A 20,893-nucleotide genomic window follows, 5' to 3' on the forward strand; every position below is an offset into this window, starting at 1 on the left:
AACCATGTGTGGTCCTGGGCCCTCTTTGCGCGTGAAACCCGGCACTCACCAGATAAGGCCCCGCACCCGTCGACCCCGACGGCCACCAAGCCTAAACTCGTAGTTACATCCACCTATCCGGGAGGTCCTCCAATGACTCTCACCGACGATGCTGAGGCGGGTCCACTCGCCGTCATCCACCGCCTGCTGGAAGCCACGAACAAGCATGATCTGGAAGCCTTGGCCGAATGCTTCGCGCCTGGCTACGTCAATGAGACGCCTGCCCACCCCACCAGGGGCTTCACTGGCAGGGACGCTATCCGCAGCAACTGGGAGCAGCTCTTCACAGGAGTGCCGAACATCAGAGTTCGAATGGTCTCCCATAGCGTGTCCGGCAACCAAGCTTGGACCGAGCTGCACATGCAGGGCTCGTGGCGGGATGGCACGCCGCATGAGCTCACCGGCGTCATCATTTTCGGCGTGGAAGAGGGCGTCATCAACAGTGCCCGGTTCTACATGGAGCCTGTGGAGCACTTCGTTCGGGTTGACGACACCGCGGATCGCGTCAGCCACCGCGTAACGCATGGCCGGCCCGCCGTCGAGCCTGCACAGTGAGTCAGCCCGATACCAAGCTGCTCAGGCGCGGGGTGTATCGTCAGGAGTCAGGAGCCATTTCGGCTCCGCTCTAGGGAGCCATCATGGGCGACAAATCACCGCGCCAAGCTGCATCGAAGAAATCCAGTAAATCCATCAAGGAAAAGCGCGCGGACAAACGGGCCGCCGAGACGCCCGACACTGCGGCCGCGAAACCCGCAACCGGCCATAAAAAGTGAGTGGGGCGCAAGGTCCGCTAAGCATTGGCGTCCTGGGTTCTTCGCTGAAGCCCAACGAGCAACGGCTACCGATCCACCCTCAACATCTTGAGCGCATTGCTCCGGAACTGCGCCAACGGCTCCACCTTGAATATGGTTACGGCGAACGCTTTGGTGTTCCGGACAGCACACTCGCCGGGCTTGTGGGTGGGCTGGGGACCCGGCAGGAGCTCATCGCCGGGAACGACGTCATTCTGCTGCCCAAGCCGCAGGTCGAGGATCTTGCGGAACTTCGGGACGGGCAGACCCTTTGGGGTTGGCCGCACTGCGTCCAGGACGAGGCCATCACCCAACTCGCGATAGATAAAAAGCTAACTCTCATCGCTTTCGAAGCCATGAACCACTGGGCTGCCGACGGCGGCTTCGGACTTCACGTCTTCCACAAAAACAACGAGCTTGCCGGATACTGCTCCGTGCTGCATGCCCTGGCTTTGACCGGCTCAACGGGTGATTACGGTCGTCGCCTGACAGCAGTGGTCATCGGTTTTGGCGCCACTGCCCGCGGAGCCGTGACAGCGTTGAATGCGCACGGCGTCCATGATGTCCAGGTCCTGACGAACAGGGGTGTCGCCGCGGTGGGATCTCCGATCCACTCAGTGAGGATCGTGCAGTTCGACCACGACAACAATGCACCCTTCCTGAGCGAAGTCATCACAGACGGTGGTCGCAAGCCGTTGGCCCCGTTCCTTGCTGCCGCGGACATTGTGGTCAACTGCACCTTGCAGGATCCGAATTCCCCGCTGACGTATCTGCGGACAGAGGACCTGGCCGATTTCCGGCCGGACAGCCTGATCGTGGATGTGTCCTGCGATCCCGGGATGGGATTCAGCTGGGCAAGGTCCACAACGTTCGATGAACCCATGTTCCGGGTGGGCGGGCACGTGAACTACTACGCCGTTGACCACAGCCCTTCTTACCTGTGGAACTCGGCCAGCTGGGAGATCAGCGAGGCTTTGTTGCCATTCCTGGAGACTGTGGCCGCAGGTCCGGAGGCGTGGGAGGCCAATGAGACGATCTCCCGTGCGATCGAGATTCGCGACGGCGTCATCCGCAACACGGATGTGCTCGAGTTCCAGGGACGCTCCGCGGAGTACCCACACTTGCCGGCTGCGGCGGAAGCGTCCGTAAGCTAAAGGCTCCACAGCAAGAAGGCAGTGCCTGCGGCTCCCCGCAGGCACTGCCTTTCTGCTTGCTTTCGGTTTTTACCGCTATGCAGTCTGTGTCCGGTCCACGATCCGGAGCACTCGACGCCGGTCACGCAGGTCCACTTTGATGTGCAGGGAAGCCTTCCGGGCCAGCACGACGGCGACAACAGCCGCCGCCGCTGCCGGCACACCGCCAGCCACAAGAATGGCCAGGTGCGGCCCCAGGTGCTCGGCCAGCCACCCCATGACGGGGCCGCCAATTGCCTGGCCGCCGATGAGCACAACTAAGTACAGGCTCATCACCCGGCCTCGAATGCTCATGTTGGAACTGGTCTGCACCATCTGGTTTGCCGCCGTGAGGAACATGAGGCACCAGAATCCAGCCAGGACCATGGAGACGCTGAACCAGACCATGGACGGCATCACGGACGATAGGCAGAGCATCAAGCCGTACAAGCCCGCCGAGAGCACCACCGACCGCAACCGGAGCTGACGGCGCCGCGTGGACGTAACCGCGCCTATCAGAGCACCGAGCGCAACCATCGCGTTCAGCAGGCCGTAGCCTCCGGCCCCGGCGTCGTACACGTGGTCCGCGAAGGCCGCCAGCAGCACCGGGAGGCTCATTGCGAAAACAGCCACGAACCCGGCCATCAACCATGGCCAGTAGATAGTGGGTTTGCTGAGCGCGTACTGGAGGCCTTCGCGCAGCATGCCCTTCTTGCGGGGCGTCGGCCGGCTAAGATGCAGCTGGTCTTTGCGGAGGATCAAGAGCATGGCCACGGTGGAGCAGCATGCGACTGCATTTGCCGCGAATGCCCAACCAGCACCCACGGCGGTGAGCAGCCATCCCGCGAGTGCCGGGCCGATCAGGCCACCGAGCTGGAAGGTTGTTGAGTTCACGCTGATGGCGTTGCGCAGGTACTTGGGACCGACGAGTTCGTTGACGAATACCTGCCGCGCCGGCTGGTCCAGGACGGTCACGAAGCCCAGGACCAGGGCGATCGCGTAGACGTGCCAGACTTCTACGCGCTGGCTGAGGGAAAGCGCCGCCAAGGTTGCAGCAAGCACGGCTGCCGCGGACTGGCAGATGATGAGGATCTTTCGCTTGGCGAAGCGGTCTGCCATCATGCCGCCCCACGGGCCAAGGAACAACGACGGCATGAATTGCAGCGCCACGGTAATTCCGACCGCGGTGACGGAACCAGAGAGCTGGAGCACCATCCAGTCCTGGGCAATGCGCTGCATCCAGATCGCAATCACGGCGATGAAGTGGCCAATTGCAAAGATCCTGAAGTTAGGTACTTTCAAGGAGATGAAGGTGTGCCGCCAGGGCAGCTTTTCGCTTACGACGGCGAGTGGCTGGGTGACGGTGTCCGGCGTCTGCGGCGCGGACAGGGAATCGATGACGGGCTGGCTGACGTTTGCCGCTGAAGGCGGTGGGGGTGCCAAAGGTAGTCCTCGGATCGAGAGTTTCGGTGGGATGCCTTTAACGCTATGGTTGCCAGCAGCAATTATGGAAGCGTATTACGCCTATAACTAGCATTGCGGATTGCAATGACGCTCCCGCGCTTTCGCAGTTTTTCCACCCTCCCGAGGAGTTCCGTGTTTGAACCTGTCCAGCTCCGCTCCTTCCTGGCCGTCGCAGAGACGCTGAGTTTCACCAAGGCGGCCGAGCGGTTGGGGTTGGCCCAGCCAACAGTGAGCCAGCACGTCCGCAAGCTTGAAGCCGCCGCCAAGCGGGTCCTGGTGGCCCGTGACACCCGGGAAGTCCGGCTGACGGACAACGGTGACGCCATGGCGGGTTTTGCCCGCAGCATCCTTGCCGCCCACGACTCCGCAGCACGATACTTTTCCGGTTCCGCAATGCGGGGCCGCCTCCGGTTTGGCACGGCGGATGACCTCGCCATCACAGGGCTCCCGCGGATCCTGCGCGAATTCCGGCAACTGTATCCGCAGATCAACCTGGAACTGACCGTCAGCCAAAGCGACCAACTCTACAAACGCCTCAACGCCGGCCAGCTGGACCTCGTGTTCGTGAAGTGGGTGGCTGGCGCTAAGGAAGGCACCGTGGTCCGGCATGACAACTTCGCGTGGGTTGGCGTTGAGCAAACCGTCCTGGAGCCGGGCGCGCCCGTGCCGCTGATCGCATACCCCGCGCCAAGCCTGAGCCGGAAGTTGGCCATCGACGCCCTGGAAGCCGCCGGGCGCACGTGGCGCATCACGTGCAGCACCAAGCAGATCAGCGGCGTACTGGCCGCAGTCCGGGCGGGCATTGGCGTAGCCGTGATGCCGGCGTCCCTGGTTCCCGAAGACCTCAAAGTCATCACCCAACGATTCGACCTGCCTCCCGTGGGAGATGTCGACTTCACGCTTATCCGCAATCCCCTGGCCAACGCCGAAGTCATTGATGCGCTAACCCAGGCGATCATGGGCCGGGCGCTGAGCAAGTCGAACTAACGACTGGGCCGGCCCGCCTGGTGACGGCGTTGCCCGGCCCACCATTGTGCGATTCGTAGATCACTCAGACCGAATCGACCGTCAGGCAGCGCCGCATGGATCCGATCGACATCGAACCTCAGAACTGGGCGAATTTCCTCCGGCAGCTCCGGCGCGAACGGGGAGGGTTCACTGACACCCTCTGCGAGCATCTGTGCTTGTGCTTTTGCAACAAGCGGGACCACCATTGTCCACTCCGTGAGCTGCGCAAGTAGGCGGATGGCCCACACCGGGACGGGTAAGTAGACAGGGCGCCTGCCTGCGACTTGTGCAATCCGACGAACAGCCGCGCCAAGTTCCAGCTCTTCGGCTCCAACAACGGCGACCGTCGGGCTTGGAATCCGCCCCTCAAGGGCAGCAATCAATACGTTGACGGCTTCCTCGACGGGTATCGGGCGGACTGTCCGCTCACGATAGCCGACAGTGGCGAAAACCGGCCACGTGCGCACGGCCCGAGTCACGTGGTCCACCATGTGATCACCAGGGCCGTAGATCATGCCCGCCTTAAGGATGGTGTGGTCGATCCCGGACCGCCGGACGAGTTCCTCGGCGGCCCACTTCGTCTCGTGGTAGGGCGATCCACAGTCAGGCCGGGCCCTGAGGAAGCTCAGCATAACTATCCGCTTCACACCCGTTCGTCGGGCGGCCTCAATCACAGCCCGGGTACCGTCGACGTGTACGCGATCGAAGGTCTGGTCTCCGATCTCTCGATTGATACCGGCACAGTGCACCACGACCTCACACCCGGAGAATGCCGCCGTCAGGCATCCGCATCGTCGATCTGCACTCCTGTCCGCCGAGAGATCACCACTGTGTTCTCGCTGCCTAGACGTGCTGCCAAGTGACGGCCAACAAACCCGGTACCACCGGTAATAGCTACACGCATGACGTTGCTCCTTCGCTTATTAGCAATGAAGCTAAACTGTATATAGCAATCGTGCTATATTGCAAACATGGCAGATACGGCATCCGACATCTTCGCCGCACTCGCGCATCCTACGAGGCGGCAGATTCTTCAGGACCTCAAGGACGGCGAGTTGGCTGCGGGCGAGATCGCTGCGAGATTCAGCGCCACAGGCCCAACTATTTCCCGCCACCTGAGCGTGCTCCGCCAGGCAGGCCTGATCGCGGAACGGCGGGACGCCAACCGCATCCTGTACTCACTCGTCGGCGAGCGGCTCGCCCTCTCAGTCGGCGACTTCCTCTCGACCGTCTGCCCGGAGCAGATCGTGTTGCGTGAGGTCCGGAAGCGCAACACCTCACGCTCGTCGTCGATTTCATCTGAGGCCTGAAGTGATGTGTTCGACAGGCGATACAACCTTACTGGGTAAGCGCATTCCAGTTATCCTGAACAAATGATCGATTTCACGACGTTGGCGGACCTGACGCCCGGCATTTGTTCCGTCACCCTGCGGGAGTTGGGGATAGACGACGTCGTGCGCATTTCTGCCGACGCGGGCTTGGCAGGCATCGAGTGGGGCACTGATGTCCATGTCAGTGACGCCACATCCGCTGCCCATGCCAAGGAGGCCACCGAGGCCGCAGGCCTCAGCGTCATGTCGCTCGGTTCCTATTACCGATCCGGAGCTTTCGGCGATTTCGAGCCCGTCCTCAGCCTCGCCGCCGCGCTCGGCGCGCGTCGGATCCGGGTCTGGGCCGGGGAGCTTGGTTCAACCGACGCCAGCCAGGAGCACTGGGACGCGGTGGTTAAGGACACGCAGCGCATCGCCGATCTGGCCGCGGCACGAGGGACCGCAATCGCCTTCGAGTACCACGGCAACACACTCACGGACTCCCCCGAAACAACACTTGAGCTCCTGCGGCGTGTGAACCACGCCAACGTCGGCACTTACTGGCAGCCCGCCGTCGGGCTTTCCGACCAGCAGGCGCTGGAGTCGTTGCACGAAGTCCTCCCCCATCTGGTGGGCGTCCACTGCTTTTCCTGGGGACCTGAGGCTGAACGCCATCCGCTGAGGTCGCGCAAGCTCCTGTGGCAGACCGTCTCCGATGTCCTTCGCGGCAACGGCAAGGACATGGACATCATGTTGGAGTTCGTTGAGGATGACCTTCCGGACAACGTGCTCAACGACGCCGCTTTCCTGCACACCATTACGCTCGGGGAAGACTAACGCCACTTCGACGGCCTCGGAGCGGTCGAAAGCTTACTGGCATCACTTGCGCCGATTACATATTCCTAGCGGTATCGCTACAAATGTGTAATCACCGCACGACGCCGAGAAAACCAGATCCACGCTTGGACCTGCGCCAGGTTGGCCAACGGCCTGCGACCGCGACGCTCACGAAAACTGCAAGCAACTAGGCTGTTTGGTTCTCCACAGGCAGCTCGGTGCTTCGGCGGAGTTTGACGGAGCCAACCACAGAGCCGCCATCAGGGTCGCCGGCCGCAAGCCTTCCAATGTCCTCCAGCGGCAGATACACCGTGGACAGGGCGGGACGGAAGTCCCGCAGTGTTTCAATGTCGTCAAAACCAGCGATGTTTGCGTCACGGGGAATCCACACGCCCTGTGACCGCAATGCGGCTGTCACGCCGATGGCCATGACGTCGTTCACCGCGAAGATGCAGAGGCGTTCGCCGGAGGCCTTGATTCGTTCGGCCAGCGCCAGCCCGGCGTCGTATCCTCCCGCGCGGTTGAAGCCTGTACGGATAACCTCGGCGGGGTGCCGGCCGGTGTCGGCGAGTCCGCGCTGGAAGCCGCGGATCCGGTCATCGGAGGTCAGGAGCCCTTCAGGGCCGCCAACAACGACGAAGGCGCCCTCATGCACGGCAGCCAACTGGTCAGCGAGCTCCGCGGCGAGGTCCTCGTTGGGCACCTCAACCACGTGGTAGCCCTCGTCGGTAGTGGAGCCCACGATCGGGTGACCTACGACGCCGACATGCCCGCCATTACGGCAATAGCGATCCAACTCGGCAGCCAGCTCCACATTGCCCTGCTCGTCCTCGGGCCGTGCCGAGCGGGAACCGGCGATGACGATTGAATCTGCGCGACGGGCCGCGAAGGCTGCCACAGCTTCCCGTTCATCCGAAGGAGCGCCGGAGGTGCTGGCCAACAGGACCATGCGGTTCTGTTGGCGAGCCGCCTCCTGGACGCCGCGGGCAATGGCCGAAAAGTAGGGGTCGGCGATGTCGTGGACAATCAGTCCGATGAGTTCCGAACTGGACTTTGCAAGCGCCTGGGCCTGGGCATTGGGGACGTAGCCGAGCTTTTCCGCGGCCTCACGGACGCGCTCCGCGATATCCTCTGCGGGCTTACGGGTGGAACCGTTGAGGACACGGGACGCCGTGGCAAGGGAGACCCCTGCCAAACGGGCAACTTCACTCAATGTGCTGGCGGCCACGAGGCCCTCCTTTTCTGCAAGCCTTCGAGACTGGCGCTAAAGAAATTATGGCAGTCTTCACCCATTTTTGGGAAAGCGCTTGCCAACCCGGCTGGGCATAGTGCATGATCGATGCAACGGGAATGCGCTTTCCCAACGTCTCGAATTGCAAACACCGGCAACGCACAGCGGCCGGCACACAAGGACCTGGAGAAAACATGGGCTACGAAACAAAGACGATCCGCATCGCCATGAACGGCATCACCGGCCGTATGGGTTACCGCCAGCACTTGCTGCGATCCATCCTCCCCATCCGCGACGCCGGTGGCTTCACGCTCGAAGACGGCACCAAGGTTCAGGTGGAACCGATCCTGGTTGGCCGCAACGAAGCCAAGATCCGTGAGCTCGCCGAACTCCACAAGGTCTCCGAATGGTCCACGGACCTGGACGCCGTCATCGCCGACCCCACGGTGGACATCGTCTTTGACGCCTCAATGACCAGCCTTCGCGCCGCCACCTTGAAGAAGGCCATGCGCGCCGGCAAGCACATCTTTACCGAGAAGCCCACGGCTGAGACCCTCGAGGAAGCAATCGAGCTGGCGCAAATCGGCAAGGAGTCCGGCGTCACCGCAGGCGTCGTGCACGACAAGCTGTACCTCCCCGGCCTGGTCAAGCTCCGCCGCCTCGTGGACGAGGGATTCTTCGGCCGCATCCTCTCCATCCGCGGCGAATTCGGCTACTGGGTCTTCGAAGGCGACGTCCAGGCAGCCCAGCGCCCGTCCTGGAACTACCGGAAGGAAGACGGCGGCGGAATGACCACGGACATGTTCTGCCACTGGAACTACGTGCTCGAAGGCATCATCGGCAAGGTCAAGAGCGTCAACGCCAAGACCGCCACCCACATCCCCGCGCGTTGGGATGAAGCCGGCAAGGAATACAAGGCCACCGCTGACGATGCTTCCTACGGCATCTTCGAACTCGAAACCCCGGCCGGCGACGAGGTCATCGGCCAGATCAACTCCTCCTGGGCCGTCCGCGTCTACCGGGACGAACTGGTCGAGTTCCAGATCGACGGTACGCACGGTTCCGCCGTCGCCGGTTTGAACAAGTGCGTTGCGCAGCAGCGCGCCCACACGCCCAAGCCGGTCTGGAACCCGGACCTGCCCGTCACCGAATCCTTCCGCAGCCAGTGGCAGGAAGTTCCGGCCAACGCTGAACTGGACAACGGCTTCAAGCTGCAGTGGGAAGAATTCCTGCGCGACGTGGTGGCCGGCCGCGAACACCGCTTCGGCCTGCTCTCCGCAGCTCGCGGCGTACAGCTTGCCGAGCTCGGCCTGCAGTCCTCCGCAGAGCGCCGCACCATCGACATCCCGGAGATCACCCTCTAATGACGTCACTCATTCTTCCCACCAACGACGGCGGCACCCGCGAGTACCGCCTCCAGCCCGCCACTGCGTGGGTCAAGCCGAGCGCCCCGCTGACGGCCCGCCGCGCGTACGCCGCAGCCCACGTCATCCCTGAGGTCGCTGCTGACAACACCCCCGGCGCTCCGGCGCAGCTTGATTGGGATGCCACGCTGGCATACCGCCATGAGCTTTGGTCCTACGGACTTGGGGTGGCTGATGCCATGGATACCGCGCAGCGCGGCATGGGCCTGGACTGGGCAGCTACCCAGCAGCTCATCAAGCGCACCGGTGCCGAGGCAGCTTCCGTTGTGGCAGCGGGCAACGCAGCAACGGCCGGCAAGTCCGTCCGGGACCTTGTCTCCTGCGGCGCAGGTACGGACCAGTTGGATATCAGTGCACTCCCTGAAGGCGCGGCCGGCATCCAGGCCGTCATCGATGCCTACCGCGAGCAGATCGCCGTCGTCAGCGAAGCAGGCCCCAAGGTTATCCTCATGGCCTCCCGCGCATTGGCCAAGGTGGCCAGCGGCGCCGACGACTACCTGCACGTCTACTCGACGCTCCTGCAGGAAGTTGACCAACCGGTCATCCTGCACTGGCTGGGCACCATGTTCGATCCCGCGCTGGCCGGATACTGGGGCTCGGATGATGTTTCCGTGGCCACTGAAACGTTCGTCAGCCTGATCCGCGAGCATGCGGACAAGGTGGATGGCGTGAAAGTCTCGCTTCTGGACGCTTCCCATGAGGTCGCCCTCCGCGCCAACCTTCCGGAAGGAGTCCGTCTCTACACGGGCGACGACTTCAACTATCCGGAGCTGATCGACGGCGACCAGAGGCACCACTCCGATGCCTTGCTGGGCATCTTCGCTGCCATCTACCCCGCTGCTTCGGTTGCCTTGCAGAAGTACGACGCCGGCCAAGGTGCAGAAGGTCGGGCCATCCTGGACTCTACGCGTGAGCTCGGAAAGCACATCTTCAGCGCACCGACGTTCTACTACAAGACGGGCATCGCGTTCATGTCCTGGCTCAACGGCAAGCAGCCCGGGTTCCAGATGGTTGGAGGACTGCACTCGGGACGATCTGTGCTGCACCTGGCCAAGACCTTCGAACTTGCCGATCAGGCCGGCTTGTTGAAGGACCCGTCACTGGCAGCATTCCGGATGTCCGATTATCTGAGGATTAACGGAGTGGGCGCATGAGCGATTTTTCCAGACTCTCGCTGAACAGCGCAACTACCAAGAAGTGGACTCTTGCCGAAGCCGTTGACGGTTGTGCACGCGCCGGCATTCCCGCGATCGGACCGTGGCGTGACCGTGTTGCCGAGGCTGGGCTGGATAAAGCAGCGAAGCTCATCAAGGACGCCGGGCTCCGGGTTTCGTCCCTGTGCCGGGGAGGCTTCCTCACGGCGGCTGATGCTGAAGGTCAGGCTGCGGCGCTGGCCGACAATTTCGAAGCCGTCCGCGAAGCAGTCGCGCTGGACACCCAGGAGCTGTTCCTGGTGGTTGGCGGGCTTGCTCCAGGCGAGAAGGACGTGGTTGCTGCCCGCCAGCGCGTTGCCGACCGCCTCGAAGAATTGGTCCCGTTCGCTTCGGAGAACGGCGTACGGCTGGTGCTGGAGCCCCTGCATCCGATGTATGCCGCCGACCGCGCGCTCATCTCCACCCTTGGCCAGGCCCTGGATCTCGCCGCGCCGTACGACGCCAGGACTGTGGGCGTCGCCGTCGATACGTTCCACGTCTGGTGGGATCCGGAACTTAAGGCGCAGATCGAACGTGCCGGGCGCGAAAAGCGCATTGCCTCCTACCAGGTATGTGATTTCAACCTGCCGATCGCTTCAGACGCGCTGCTATCCCGCGGCATGATGGGCGACGGCGTCATTGACTTCGCGACGATCGGCACCTGGGTCCGCGACGCCGGATACACGGGCGACATTGAGGTTGAGATCTTCAACCAGGAGATCTGGGACGCCGATGGCGACACGGTCCTGGAAACCATGAAGCAGCGTTACGCGGAGCTTGTCCTCCCGTACGCCTAAGAACCCCAACACCCCAACACCCCAAGAACGTGGTCCTCCCGCGGATGCCCTAAGCTCCGCGGGAGGACCGCCCCCAAAGCAAGCGAGCCCCTGCCCGGTCACGGCAGGGGCTCGCTTTTTCGTACCGTTTTGTTTCAGCGGGGAGGCGCGGAATGCCCATGTTAGATAAGTGGTACATAGCTGAAACATTGCGTCGATGAGAGGAAACAATGGCCACCTACGCTGGTTTCACCTGGACAAAGAGGTCCAAGAAACCACTGAAAGGACACCACCATGATGCTCTTGAAGACTCTCAACTTTTTCCTGGACGCCAGCAGCAGCCACAGCGGCTCCTCAGGCGATTCCCCTGAAGAAAACTCGCCTGCTGCCACCTTCGCCTCGGAGCGCCTGTCGTCCAGCGCCTGGGAGGGCTGGTGGGACGACGCCGACCAGGGCTTCCCTGCAGGGGCGTAATCCGCGCGGAGCCCCAGCCCGGCTACAGATTGGCGGGCACGTGGACCTGCGCGCGCGGAACACCGATCAAGGTGAGAGTGCCGCCGTCGTTGGCTTGTAACTCCACCCGGATATTCCGGGTTCCCTCTTCGGGCTGGACGGAGCTGACGCGGAAAACCTCACCATGGATTTCCACACTGTCGCCGTCGCGAACAGCCTTAAGCTTCCTGCGCGTGGTGCCGGACCCGTTGACGCGCTGCGCTTCACTTCTTGTCTTTGGCATCTGCGTTTCGTTCCCGGGCTTCGTTGGCGCGTGTTTCGTCTTCGTAGTTCTCACGAAGTTCCTGCCCGCGGCGGATAACTTCGTCTTCCTGCTTCTGCTGCTTATCGCTGCGCTTGGTATCCTTCGGCGGGAGTTGGATGCTTTCTTCAGCTTCAATACCTCCCTGCAATTGCCGCCCGCGTTCCATTTCGGCGTCAAATTCCGCGCCGAAAAGCAGCGACATGTTCAGGATCCACAGCCAGAGCAGCATGATGATGACGCCTGCCAGCGTTCCGTAGGTCTTGTTGTAATTGCTGAAATTCGCAACGTAGAAGCCAAAACCGAGCGATGCCAGGGCAAAAATAATCAGGGCAATGAGGGATCCCGGGCTCATCCAACGGAACTTGGGCTGCTTGACGTTGGGGGTGTAGTAGTAGAGCACCGCAATGACGATGACCACCAGCACGATCAGGACAGGCCACTTGGCGATATTCCACACCGTGAGGATCGTGTCGGACATTCCGATTGCCTTACCTATAGCCTCCGCCACTGGTCCGCTCAGGACGAGCATCGCGGCGGCCAGTGCCGCGCCCACAAGCGCGACGACGGTCACGGCGAGCATCGTCCCGCGCAGTTTGATGAAGCCGCGGCCTTCATCCACTTCGTACACGCGGTTCATCGCCCTGCTGAAGGCCGTGGTGTACCCGGAGGCCGACCACAACGCCGCCAGGATGCCCAGGGCCAGTGCAAAGCCCGCCGCGTTGGAGCGCGTCAGTTCCTCAATGGGCTGCCGCATGGCATCAACACCGGGCCCTGGAGCGAACTGCTGCACGATGTCCAGCAACGCGTTGGTGGTTTTCCCGGCGTCGCCAAAGATCCCGATGAGGGAAACCAACGCCAAAAGCGCGGGGAAAAGGGAGAGCACTGCATAGTAGGTGAGGCCGGCAGCGGCATCGGGACACTGATCCTTGTTGAACTCCCGCAGCGTCCTCTTGGCTATATACATCCAAGTGGGCTTCACCAGGTCGTTGAGACTATCCGGCTTGCGCTCGTCTTCAGGGGCGGGAGCACTGCCCGCCTTCGCCGTGCTGGTGTGTGCTGAATTTTGAGTACTCATGGGACACCTGTTCGTGGGTTGAGCATGCGCGAACAAACTGACCACTTAATAGTAAGCATGCTGATGAATTGCATGGAAGAACCAGGCGCAGAGATCCTGCGGATCCCGGAAACCGCCCCGCGGAAAGGTGCCCTACGCGGGTTTGCCCAGCAGGAATTCGGACGGCGATTCAATGACAGCGCGGATCACTTGACCCGCCGCGCCCAGCAGCGTCCCACTGTGCTCCAAACGCGAAACTGTGAGGCTTTCCGGCTTCAGCAGCCCCGGTGCGTATCTTTCCAAACTCGACAGCACTGCCGGTTTCAACCAATCGGCGAGGACGGCAAAGTGCCCCCCGAGCACCACGGCTTCGACGTCCATCAGACGCGCAGAAGAGGCGAGCGCGATGCCCAGGTACCGTCCGGCGTCCCGAACTGCACGCTTGGCATGCGGCTCATCGGCGGCCAAGGCGGCGAGCAGAAGTTCGGTTCGCCTGCCAAGAGACCCCTCCGGGATGCGGGCAGCTTCGAAAATGGCTTCCTGGCCGGCGAATGTTTCCAAGCAGCCAGCCCCTCCACAGGAACATGAAGGCCCCTCGGGATGCACCACGATGTGGCCCAGTTCTCCGGCGGAACCGCCAGGTCCCGTGTAGAGCTCAGAACCGATGATGACCCCACCGCCAACGCCCACTTCGCCGGAAACGTAGAGGAAGTCCGAGGGGCCTTCGCCGTACCAAAGCTCACCAAGCGCAGCACTGTTTGCCTCGTTGGACAGCCTGACACCGAGCGGCGCGTCCTCCAGCAACGCCCGCGGATTCAATTGCTCGTGCTCCCAATGTAGGTTTGGAGCGGACAGGACGATGTCGTGTTGCTCATCAACCAGGCCGGGAACCGCAAGACCACCACCGAGGATCGTGATGCCGGCAGAGGCGGCTGCGGCTTTCGCCTGACCGGCCAGCACGCCCAGTTCGTCCATGACGGCACCCGGCTTGAGCCCGCGGTTGCGGGACTCCACCGTGGAACTGAATCGCAGGTTCCCGCCGAGGTCCACCAAGCCCACGGCCAGATAGTCGACGTTGATTTCCATTCCGACAACGCCCCGGCGGGAGCTGAGCTCAAGGCCCTGGCCTGGCCGCCCCCGCTCCCCATCGCGATACAGGCCCACCTCGGAGACGAGGCCTGACTCCACGAGATCGGCGACCAAACTCGACACCGCTGCCTTGGTCAGCCCCGTTCCAGCCGCCACCTGGGCGCGACTGGGCTTGGCGTCGCCGTTGCGGGCGATCGAATCCAGGACAAGCGAAAGATTACGACGGCGGACGTCACCAACGCGCCCCGGGGCCGCTTGCTCATTCACTCTGGCAGCCTCCTCAAGGGCTTGAAAGATTTTTGCGGGCTTCCATTGACCATGATCCATCATCCCCCATATAGTTCAGATTGAAAACTAATTGGAGTGCTTTTTATCCATGGCCTCCCCGCCGCCTTGCAAAGGAGCAACAATGACCCCGCAGCCAACTCCCCAGGACCGCTTCACGTTTGGCCTTTGGACCGTGGGATGGACGGGCGCCGATCCCTTCGGCGTTGCAACCCGGGCAGCCCTGGACCCCGTTGAAGCCGTCCATAAGCTCAGTGAACTCGGCGCTTACGGCATCACTTTCCACGACAACGACCTCGTCCCCTTTGACGCCAGCGCCTCCGAGCGTGACCTCATCCTGAAGAACTTCAAGGGCGCATTGGCCGAAACGGGCCTCAAGGTTCCGATGGTTACCACCAACCTGTTCAGCCACCCCGTCTTCAAGGACGGCGGATTTACCTCAAACGACCGCTCCGTCCGACGCTTTGCCCTCAGCAAGATCCTGCGCAACATCGACCTCGCCGCTGAACTGGGCGCCGAGACGTTCGTGATGTGGGGAGGCCGCGAAGGCAGCGAATACGACGGCTCCAAGGATCTCTCCGCGGCGTTGGACCGTATGAAGGAAGGCGTGGACACCGCCGCCGGGTACATCAAGGAGAAGGGCTATGGTCTTCGGATTGCCCTGGAACCCAAGCCCAACGAGCCCCGCGGCGATATCTTCCTGCCGACTGTTGGCCACGGCCTTGCGTTCATCGCCCAGCTGGAACACGGCGACATTGTGGGCCTCAACCCCGAGACCGGCCACGAGCAAATGGCGGGCCTGAACTTCACCCACGGTATTGCCCAAGCCCTCTGGGCCGGCAAGCTCTTCCACATCGACCTCAACGGCCAGCGCGGGATCAAGTACGACCAAGACCTCGTCTTCGGCCATGGCGACCTCACCAGCGCCTTCTTTACGGTGGACCTCCTGGAGAATGGCTTCCCCAACGGCGGGCCCAAGTACGACGGTCCCCGCCACTTCGACTACAAGCCCTCCCGCACGGACGGCTACGACGGCGTATGGGAATCGGCCAAGTCCAACATGTCCATGTACCTGCTCCTGAAGGAACGCGCCCTCGCTTTCCGCGCAGATCCGGAGGTTCAGGAAGCGCTGGCCACGTCGGGCGTCTTCGAACTCGGCGAGCCCACATTGAACGCCGGCGAAACCACTACCGACCTCCTGGCTGACGCCGGCGCCTTCGAAACGTTCGACGCCGACAAGGCCGCCCAGCGCTCGTTCGCGTTCGTCCGCCTCAACCAGCTCGCCATCGAGCACCTTCTGGGCGCGCGCTAAAGACCAGCCATTCGCAATTCCGTCGCCGGGGCCACAAGGTTCCTCGTTTCTCCGGGCTGCCAGTCCCGGCGACGGTCCCCCAAAAGAACAGTCCGCAAAGGAACAAACGCATGCCTCTCGTAGCCGGGATCGACAGCTCCACCCAGTCCTGCAAGGTGGTCATCAGGGACTCAGACACAGGAGCCCTGGTGCGGCAGGGGCGCGCGTCACATCCTGAGGGCACCGAGGTCCATCCAGATCACTGGTGGAGTGCCCTCCAGGAAGCCATCAGCCAGGCAGGCGGCTTGGACGACGTCGATGCTGTCTCGGTCGGGGGCCAGCAGCACGGCATGGTCTGCCTGGATGAATCAGGAAACGTGGTTCGCCCGGCGCTGCTGTGGAATGACACCCGGTCCGCGCTGGACGCCGAAGAGTTGATCCTTGAAGCCGGCCAAGGCGATGCCGCGGCCGGAGCTTCGTATTGGGCAGCCAGCACGGGGACGGTGCCCGTGGCATCCCTGACGGCCACCAAACTTCGGTGGTTGGCTCGAAACGAACCGGAAAATGCCCGGCGCACTTCTGCCGTTTGCCTTCCGCATGACTGGTTGTCGTGGCGTTTGGCCGGTCATGGGCCTGGCACAGGACCGTCCTCTTTGGAGCTGCTCCGCACAGATCGCTCCGATGCTTCCGGCACGGGGTACTTCTCGTCCAGAACGGGCGAATACTTCCCCGAAGTCCTCAAAGGCACCCTCGGCCATGTCCCGGTGCTGCCGGCCGTCGTCGGGCCTTTGGAAGCATCCGGCAAGACGCCGGGCGGTGCCCTGATCGGACCCGGTGCAGGCGATAACGCCGCAGCAGGGCTGGGCGTCAGCGCCGCAGTGGGAGATGTTGTTATTTCGATCGGCACATCAGGGACCGTGTTCGCTGTGTCGGCGGTCCCGTCCCAGGATGCGAGCGGGCTGGTGGCAGGGTTCGCCGACGCCACAGGGAACTACCTGCCTCTTGCCTGTACGCTCAACGCCACCCGGATCTTCGATGCCACCGCTGCGTTGCTTGGCGTGGACTTACAGGAATTTGGCAAGCTGGCGCTGTCCGCCGCTGAAGGTGCAGGCGGCCTGACGCTTGTGCCGTATTTTGAAGGCGAACGGACGCCCAACCTTCCGGATGCCACAGGTTCCCTCCATGGGCTCACGGTTTCCAACTACACCCCCGCGAATCTGGCCAGGGCCGCCGTCGAAGGTGTCCTGTGCTCCTTGGCCGATGGCCTCGCCGCCCTGCAGGCGCAGGGCGTGGCGGCCAGCCGCATCATCCTGGTGGGCGGCGGCGCCCAGTCCGAGGCTGTGCAGCAGGTTGCGGCTGAAGTCTTCAGATTGCCGGTGTTCGTGCCCGCTCCAGGGGAATACGTGGCAAACGGTGCTGCACGGCAAGCGGCCGGCGTCCTTACGGGAAAGCTGCCCGATTGGCCGCTTGAAGGAATCGAGGTTGCTGCGTCGAAGACTTCCGGGACGCCGGCGTTCCTGACGAGGTACCGCCATTACGCCGCCAAGGCCGCCTTGGGCTGATCGCCGCGTATGTGCTCTATCGTGACAGGGTGAGCACTGAACAATCCGCAGCAAACAGGCCTCCTGTCATGGAGGACGTCGCCCGCGTTGCCGGCGTTTCCCACCAAACTGTGTCCCGTGTTCTGAACAACCACCCCAACGTGAGCTCAAAGACCCGGGAGCGCGTTGAGCAGGCAATCACTGAACTTGGGTACCGCCGCAACACCGCTGCACGCAGCCTGGTGACCCGGCGCTCCCAGACCATCGGTGTGCTGGGAAGCGAGTTGGCGCAGTACGGCCCGTCCCACACCCTTCTCGGAGTTCAGCAGGCAGCCAGGGACGCAGGCTATTTTGTCAGCGTCGCGGGCTTGCGGGAAGTCACGCCTGAAACCATCAAGGACGCCATGGCCCACTTCATGGACCAAGGCGTAGACGGCATCGTCGTGACAGTGCCGCACCCCGGAACCTTTGACGTCCTCAAGGACATCACCGCTCAAGTGCCGCTGGTGGCAGTGGGCTCTGTCGGCGACGAGCACCTCAGCGGCGCCACCGTGGACCAGCGCGAGGGAGCGCGCCTGGCCGTACAGCACCTCCTCGGGTTGGGTCACAAGCACATCGGGCATCTTTCCGGGCCTGCTGACTGGATTGACGCGGTTGCCCGCACCGAGGGTTGGCGGGATGCCCTGCGGGAGGCCGGCCTGGAACCAGCCGCCCTGATCGAAGGCGACTGGAGCGCTGAATGCGGCTACCTCGAGGGCCTGAAAATCGCGGCTGAGCGTTCCATGACGGCCCTGTTCGTCGCCAACGACCAAATGGCCCTCGGGGTGCTACGGGCGTTCCATGAAGCGGGCGTCCGGGTCCCCGCGGATATCAGTGTTGTGGGCTTCGACGACCAACCCGAAGCCGCCTACTTCATCCCGCCGCTGACCACCGTGGCCCAGGACTTTGAGGAGCTTGGGCAACGCTGCATCGGCCTGCTGCTTGATCGCCTGGAGACCGGCACTACGGGTACTCCGGTGACCGTGAAGCCCCGGCTCGTTGTCCGGTCCACCACGGCGCCCCTCTCGAACTAACCGAAGCACGCAGTTCTCCGGCCCTCTCTTGACATCAAAGTTGTGAGCGCTAACAATTGCATCAGACCTTCTTCATTTCTTCCACCCCGACCCCCGGCAATGAGGCCTTGGCCAGCCGGATGGAGACCCCATGAATACCACTGAAAATCTCCCGCTCGACGAACAGTTCGTCATCGGCGTGGACTACGGCACCCTGTCTGGCCGCGCCGTCGTCGTGCGCGTCTCGGACGGTGCCGAACTCGGCAGCGGCGTGTTCGAATACCCGCACGCCGTTGTGTCCGACCGGCTGCCCACAACCGGCCAGCGGCTGCCCGCCGACTGGGCGCTCCAAGTGCCCAATGACTACCGCGACGTCCTGCGCAACGCGGTACCGGCCGCCGTCGCCGATGCCGGGATCAACCCGGCCAACGTGGTGGGCATCGCAACAGACTTCACCGCCTGCACCATGGTCCCGACGACGGCGGACGGCACTCCGCTGAATGAACTGGAACGCTTCGCGGACCGTCCCCACGCTTACGTCAAGCTGTGGCGTCACCACGCTGCGCAGCCGCAGGCCGACCGCATTAACAAGCTCGCCGAGGAACGCGGGGAGTCATGGCTTCCCCGGTATGGGGGCCTGATCTCCTCGGAATGGGAGTTTGCCAAGGGCTTGCAGCTGCTTGAGGAAGATCCCGAAGTTTACGGCGCCATGGACCACTGGGTTGAGGCGGCCGACTGGATCGTCTGGCAGCTGTGCGGCAGCTACGTACGCAACGCTTGCACTGCCGGCTACAAGGGCATCTTCCAGGACGGCAAGTACCCGTCCGAGGACTTCCTGGCGGCGCTGAACCCTGCGTTCAAGGACTTCGTGTCGGAAAAGCTTGAGCACACCATCGGCCGCTTGGGCGATGCCGCCGGGTACCTCACGGAAGAGGCTGCGGCCTGGACCGGTTTGCCCGCGGGAATTGCCGTAGCCGTGGGCAACGTGGACGCCCACGTTACCGCACCCGCTGCCAATGCTGTCGAGCCTGGGCAGCTCGTGGCCATCATGGGCACCAGCACCTGCCACGTCATGAACGGTGACGTCCTGCGTGAAGTGCCTGGCATGTGCGGCGTTGTGGACGGTGGCATCGTGGACGGATTGTGGGGCTATGAAGCCGGACAGTCCGGAGTTGGAGACATCTTCGGCTGGTTCACCAAGAACGGCGTCCCCCCTCACTACCACCAAGCCGCGGCCGCCAAAGGCCTGGGCATCCACGAATACCTCACCGAACTCGCAGAAAAGCAGGCAATCGGCGAGCACGGCCTCATCGCCCTGGACTGGCACTCAGGCAACCGTTCAGTGCTGGTGGACCACGAACTCTCCGGCGTCGTAGTGGGCCAGACACTTGCTACGAAGCCAGAGGACACTTACCGCGCGCTGCTGGAGGCCACGGCCTTCGGCACCCGGACCATCGTTGATGCATTCCGTGATTCCGGAGTACCGGTCAAGGAGTTCATCGTGGCTGGCGGACTCCTGAAGAACAAGTTCCTGATGCAGGTCTACGCAGACATCACCGGCCTCCAGCTCTCCACCATCGGCTCCGAGCAGGGACCCGCACTCGGCTCGGCAATCCACGCCGCTGTAGCCGCCGGGAAGTACAAGGACATCCGCGAAGCGGCAGCATCCATGGCAGCTGCCCCGGGCGCGGTCTACACGCCCATCCCTGAAAACGTCAGGGCCTACGAGGCACTTTTCCAGGAATACCGCACCCTGCACGACTACTTCGGACGCGGCACCAACAGCGTCATGCACCGCCTGAAGGCAATTCAGCGCGCTGCCCACACCGCCATCACAGAAGGGGTCAACGCATGAGCACGCTCCTTGAAACCATTGCGAAAGTCCGGCGCGAAGTCTGCGACCTCCACGCCGAGCTGACCCGCTACAAGCTGGTTGTCTGGACGGCGGGCAACGTCTCCGGCCGGATCCCTGGCTACGACCTCATGGTCATCAAGCCCTCAGGTGTCTCCTATGACGAGCTGACGCCCGAGCAAATGGTGGTCACGGACCTCTATGGGACTCCCGTCCGGGGCATCAATATCGGAAGCGGCGGAACCGTTGACTGGGGCAACCCGGACCTCTCGCCGTCCTCTGACACTGCAGCGCATGCGTACGTCTACCGGCACATGCCCGAAGTCGGCGGCGTGGTGCACACCCACTCCACGTATGCCACGGCCTGGGCCGCCCGCGGCGAGGAGATCCCCTGCGTGCTGACCATGATGGGCGATGAATTCGGCGGCCCGATCCCCGTGGGCCCGTTCGCGCTGATCGGAGACGATTCGATCGGACAGGGAATCGTGGAGACCCTCAAGAACTCCCACTCCCCCGCCGTGCTCATGCAGAACCACGGACCTTTCACCATCGGCAAGGATGCCAGGTCCGCGGTGAAAGCAGCCGTGATGTGCGAGGAAGTGGCAAAGACGGTCCACGTCTCCCGGCAACTCGGCGAACCCCTCCCCATTGACCAGGCCAAGATCGACTCGCTCTACAACCGCTACCAAAACGTCTACGGCCGCTAAAGCGGACGTCCACCACACTT

Annotated in this window: 22 protein-coding genes; 15 read left to right on the plus strand and 7 right to left on the minus strand. The window is 62.9% G+C overall.

Annotation, left to right across the window (positions count from 1 at the left end; translation table 11 throughout):
- Window positions 1-132 precede the first annotated feature (132 nt).
- The 3 genes from LDN82_RS19815 (at window position 133) to LDN82_RS19820 (ending at window position 1,984) form a co-directional block, all read left to right on the plus strand.
- Window positions 133-594, plus strand: a complete 462-nt coding sequence (locus LDN82_RS19815; RefSeq protein ID WP_224165548.1) for a nuclear transport factor 2 family protein — start codon at window positions 133-135, stop codon at window positions 592-594.
- A gap of 83 nt (window positions 595-677) precedes the next feature.
- Window positions 678-812: a hypothetical protein gene (locus LDN82_RS22605; protein ID WP_263422272.1), complete on the plus strand. Its 135-nt coding sequence runs from the start codon at window positions 678-680 to the stop codon at window positions 810-812.
- Window positions 809-1,984 carry a N(5)-(carboxyethyl)ornithine synthase gene (locus LDN82_RS19820; RefSeq protein ID WP_224165549.1) on the plus strand — a complete coding sequence of 392 codons (1,176 nt, stop codon included), beginning with the start codon at window positions 809-811 and terminating at the stop codon, window positions 1,982-1,984. The genes LDN82_RS22605 and LDN82_RS19820 overlap by 4 nt, the downstream gene beginning before the upstream one ends.
- 75 nt (window positions 1,985-2,059) lie before the next feature.
- Here LDN82_RS19820 and LDN82_RS19825 read toward each other — a convergent pair whose 3' ends face one another.
- Window positions 2,060-3,445, minus strand: coding sequence for an MFS transporter (locus LDN82_RS19825; RefSeq protein ID WP_224089353.1), 1,386 nt, complete (start codon window positions 3,443-3,445; stop codon window positions 2,060-2,062).
- A 153-nt stretch (window positions 3,446-3,598) separates the two neighbouring features.
- Here LDN82_RS19825 and LDN82_RS19830 point away from each other — a divergent pair, with 153 nt between their 5' ends.
- Window positions 3,599-4,453 (plus strand): LysR substrate-binding domain-containing protein, encoded by an 855-nt coding sequence (locus LDN82_RS19830; RefSeq protein WP_223934726.1) that lies wholly within the window; start codon window positions 3,599-3,601, stop codon window positions 4,451-4,453.
- On the opposite strand, the gene LDN82_RS19835 is transcribed toward LDN82_RS19830, so the two are convergent.
- Window positions 4,450-5,226, minus strand: coding sequence for an NAD(P)H-binding protein (locus LDN82_RS19835; protein ID WP_346347102.1), 777 nt, complete (start codon window positions 5,224-5,226; stop codon window positions 4,450-4,452). The genes LDN82_RS19830 and LDN82_RS19835 overlap by 4 nt on opposite strands.
- A 26-nt stretch (window positions 5,227-5,252) precedes the next feature.
- Entirely contained in the window at window positions 5,253-5,378 is a 126-nt protein-coding gene (locus LDN82_RS19840; protein ID WP_224165550.1) for an NAD-dependent epimerase/dehydratase family protein, read from the minus strand.
- A gap of 67 nt (window positions 5,379-5,445) precedes the next feature.
- Between LDN82_RS19840 and LDN82_RS19845 the strand changes: the two genes are divergently transcribed.
- Together LDN82_RS19845 and LDN82_RS19850 are read left to right on the plus strand one after the other, a co-directional pair.
- Window positions 5,446-5,784, plus strand: a complete 339-nt coding sequence (locus LDN82_RS19845; protein ID WP_224165551.1) for a metalloregulator ArsR/SmtB family transcription factor — start codon at window positions 5,446-5,448, stop codon at window positions 5,782-5,784.
- A gap of 63 nt (window positions 5,785-5,847) precedes the next feature.
- The gene (locus LDN82_RS19850) at window positions 5,848-6,621 is read left to right on the plus strand and encodes a TIM barrel protein (RefSeq protein WP_224165552.1); all 774 of its coding nucleotides are present in this window, start codon (window positions 5,848-5,850) and stop codon (window positions 6,619-6,621) included.
- Window positions 6,622-6,808: 187 nt separating this feature from the next.
- Here the strand turns inward: LDN82_RS19850 and LDN82_RS19855 are convergent, their stop codons facing one another.
- Window positions 6,809-7,849 carry a LacI family DNA-binding transcriptional regulator gene (locus LDN82_RS19855; protein ID WP_224165553.1) on the minus strand — a complete coding sequence of 347 codons (1,041 nt, stop codon included), beginning with the start codon at window positions 7,847-7,849 and terminating at the stop codon, window positions 6,809-6,811.
- A gap of 197 nt (window positions 7,850-8,046) precedes the next feature.
- Here LDN82_RS19855 and LDN82_RS19860 point away from each other — a divergent pair, with 197 nt between their 5' ends.
- The 4 genes from LDN82_RS19860 (at window position 8,047) to LDN82_RS19875 (ending at window position 11,719) form a co-directional block, all read left to right on the plus strand.
- Complete coding sequence (locus LDN82_RS19860; RefSeq protein WP_224165554.1) at window positions 8,047-9,216, plus strand: Gfo/Idh/MocA family oxidoreductase; 1,170 nt, start codon at window positions 8,047-8,049, stop codon at window positions 9,214-9,216.
- Window positions 9,216-10,430: a dihydrodipicolinate synthase family protein gene (locus tag LDN82_RS19865; RefSeq protein ID WP_224165555.1), complete on the plus strand. Its 1,215-nt coding sequence runs from the start codon at window positions 9,216-9,218 to the stop codon at window positions 10,428-10,430. Before LDN82_RS19860 ends, LDN82_RS19865 begins: the two co-directional genes overlap by 1 nt.
- Complete coding sequence (locus LDN82_RS19870; protein ID WP_224165556.1) at window positions 10,427-11,266, plus strand: sugar phosphate isomerase/epimerase family protein; 840 nt, start codon at window positions 10,427-10,429, stop codon at window positions 11,264-11,266. The genes LDN82_RS19865 and LDN82_RS19870 overlap by 4 nt, the downstream gene beginning before the upstream one ends.
- Before the next feature lie 273 nt (window positions 11,267-11,539).
- Window positions 11,540-11,719, plus strand: a complete 180-nt coding sequence (locus LDN82_RS19875; RefSeq protein ID WP_224089363.1) for a hypothetical protein — start codon at window positions 11,540-11,542, stop codon at window positions 11,717-11,719.
- 22 nt (window positions 11,720-11,741) lie between these two features.
- Here LDN82_RS19875 and LDN82_RS19880 read toward each other — a convergent pair whose 3' ends face one another.
- The 3 genes from LDN82_RS19880 to LDN82_RS19890 form a co-directional block, all read right to left on the minus strand.
- Window positions 11,742-11,981: a hypothetical protein gene (locus tag LDN82_RS19880; protein ID WP_224165557.1), complete on the minus strand. Its 240-nt coding sequence runs from the start codon at window positions 11,979-11,981 to the stop codon at window positions 11,742-11,744.
- Window positions 11,962-13,077 carry a YihY/virulence factor BrkB family protein gene (locus LDN82_RS19885; protein WP_224165558.1) on the minus strand — a complete coding sequence of 372 codons (1,116 nt, stop codon included), beginning with the start codon at window positions 13,075-13,077 and terminating at the stop codon, window positions 11,962-11,964. The genes LDN82_RS19880 and LDN82_RS19885 overlap by 20 nt, the downstream gene beginning before the upstream one ends.
- A 132-nt stretch (window positions 13,078-13,209) precedes the next feature.
- Window positions 13,210-14,412 carry an ROK family transcriptional regulator gene (locus LDN82_RS19890; protein WP_224165559.1) on the minus strand — a complete coding sequence of 401 codons (1,203 nt, stop codon included), beginning with the start codon at window positions 14,410-14,412 and terminating at the stop codon, window positions 13,210-13,212.
- A 142-nt stretch (window positions 14,413-14,554) separates the two neighbouring features.
- Between LDN82_RS19890 and xylA the strand changes: the two genes are divergently transcribed.
- The 5 genes from xylA to LDN82_RS19915 all read left to right on the plus strand — a co-directional run bounded on the left by xylA (window position 14,555) and on the right by LDN82_RS19915 (window position 20,873).
- Complete coding sequence (xylA, locus tag LDN82_RS19895; RefSeq protein ID WP_224165560.1) at window positions 14,555-15,742, plus strand: xylose isomerase; 1,188 nt, start codon at window positions 14,555-14,557, stop codon at window positions 15,740-15,742.
- A 110-nt stretch (window positions 15,743-15,852) separates the two neighbouring features.
- Window positions 15,853-17,283, plus strand: coding sequence for a xylulokinase (xylB, locus tag LDN82_RS19900; protein ID WP_224165561.1), 1,431 nt, complete (start codon window positions 15,853-15,855; stop codon window positions 17,281-17,283).
- A gap of 68 nt (window positions 17,284-17,351) precedes the next feature.
- Window positions 17,352-18,335 (plus strand): LacI family DNA-binding transcriptional regulator, encoded by a 984-nt coding sequence (locus tag LDN82_RS19905; protein ID WP_224091174.1) that lies wholly within the window; start codon window positions 17,352-17,354, stop codon window positions 18,333-18,335.
- Between the two features lie 130 nt (window positions 18,336-18,465).
- Entirely contained in the window at window positions 18,466-20,169 is a 1,704-nt protein-coding gene (araB, locus tag LDN82_RS19910; protein WP_224165562.1) for a ribulokinase, read from the plus strand.
- Window positions 20,166-20,873 carry an L-ribulose-5-phosphate 4-epimerase gene (locus LDN82_RS19915; protein WP_224089380.1) on the plus strand — a complete coding sequence of 236 codons (708 nt, stop codon included), beginning with the start codon at window positions 20,166-20,168 and terminating at the stop codon, window positions 20,871-20,873. Before araB ends, LDN82_RS19915 begins: the two co-directional genes overlap by 4 nt.
- Window positions 20,874-20,893: the final 20 nt, after the last annotated feature.

The sequence above is a fragment of the Arthrobacter sp. StoSoilA2 genome, from assembly GCF_019977195.1.
Taxonomy (GTDB): Bacteria; Actinomycetota; Actinomycetes; order Actinomycetales; family Micrococcaceae; genus Arthrobacter.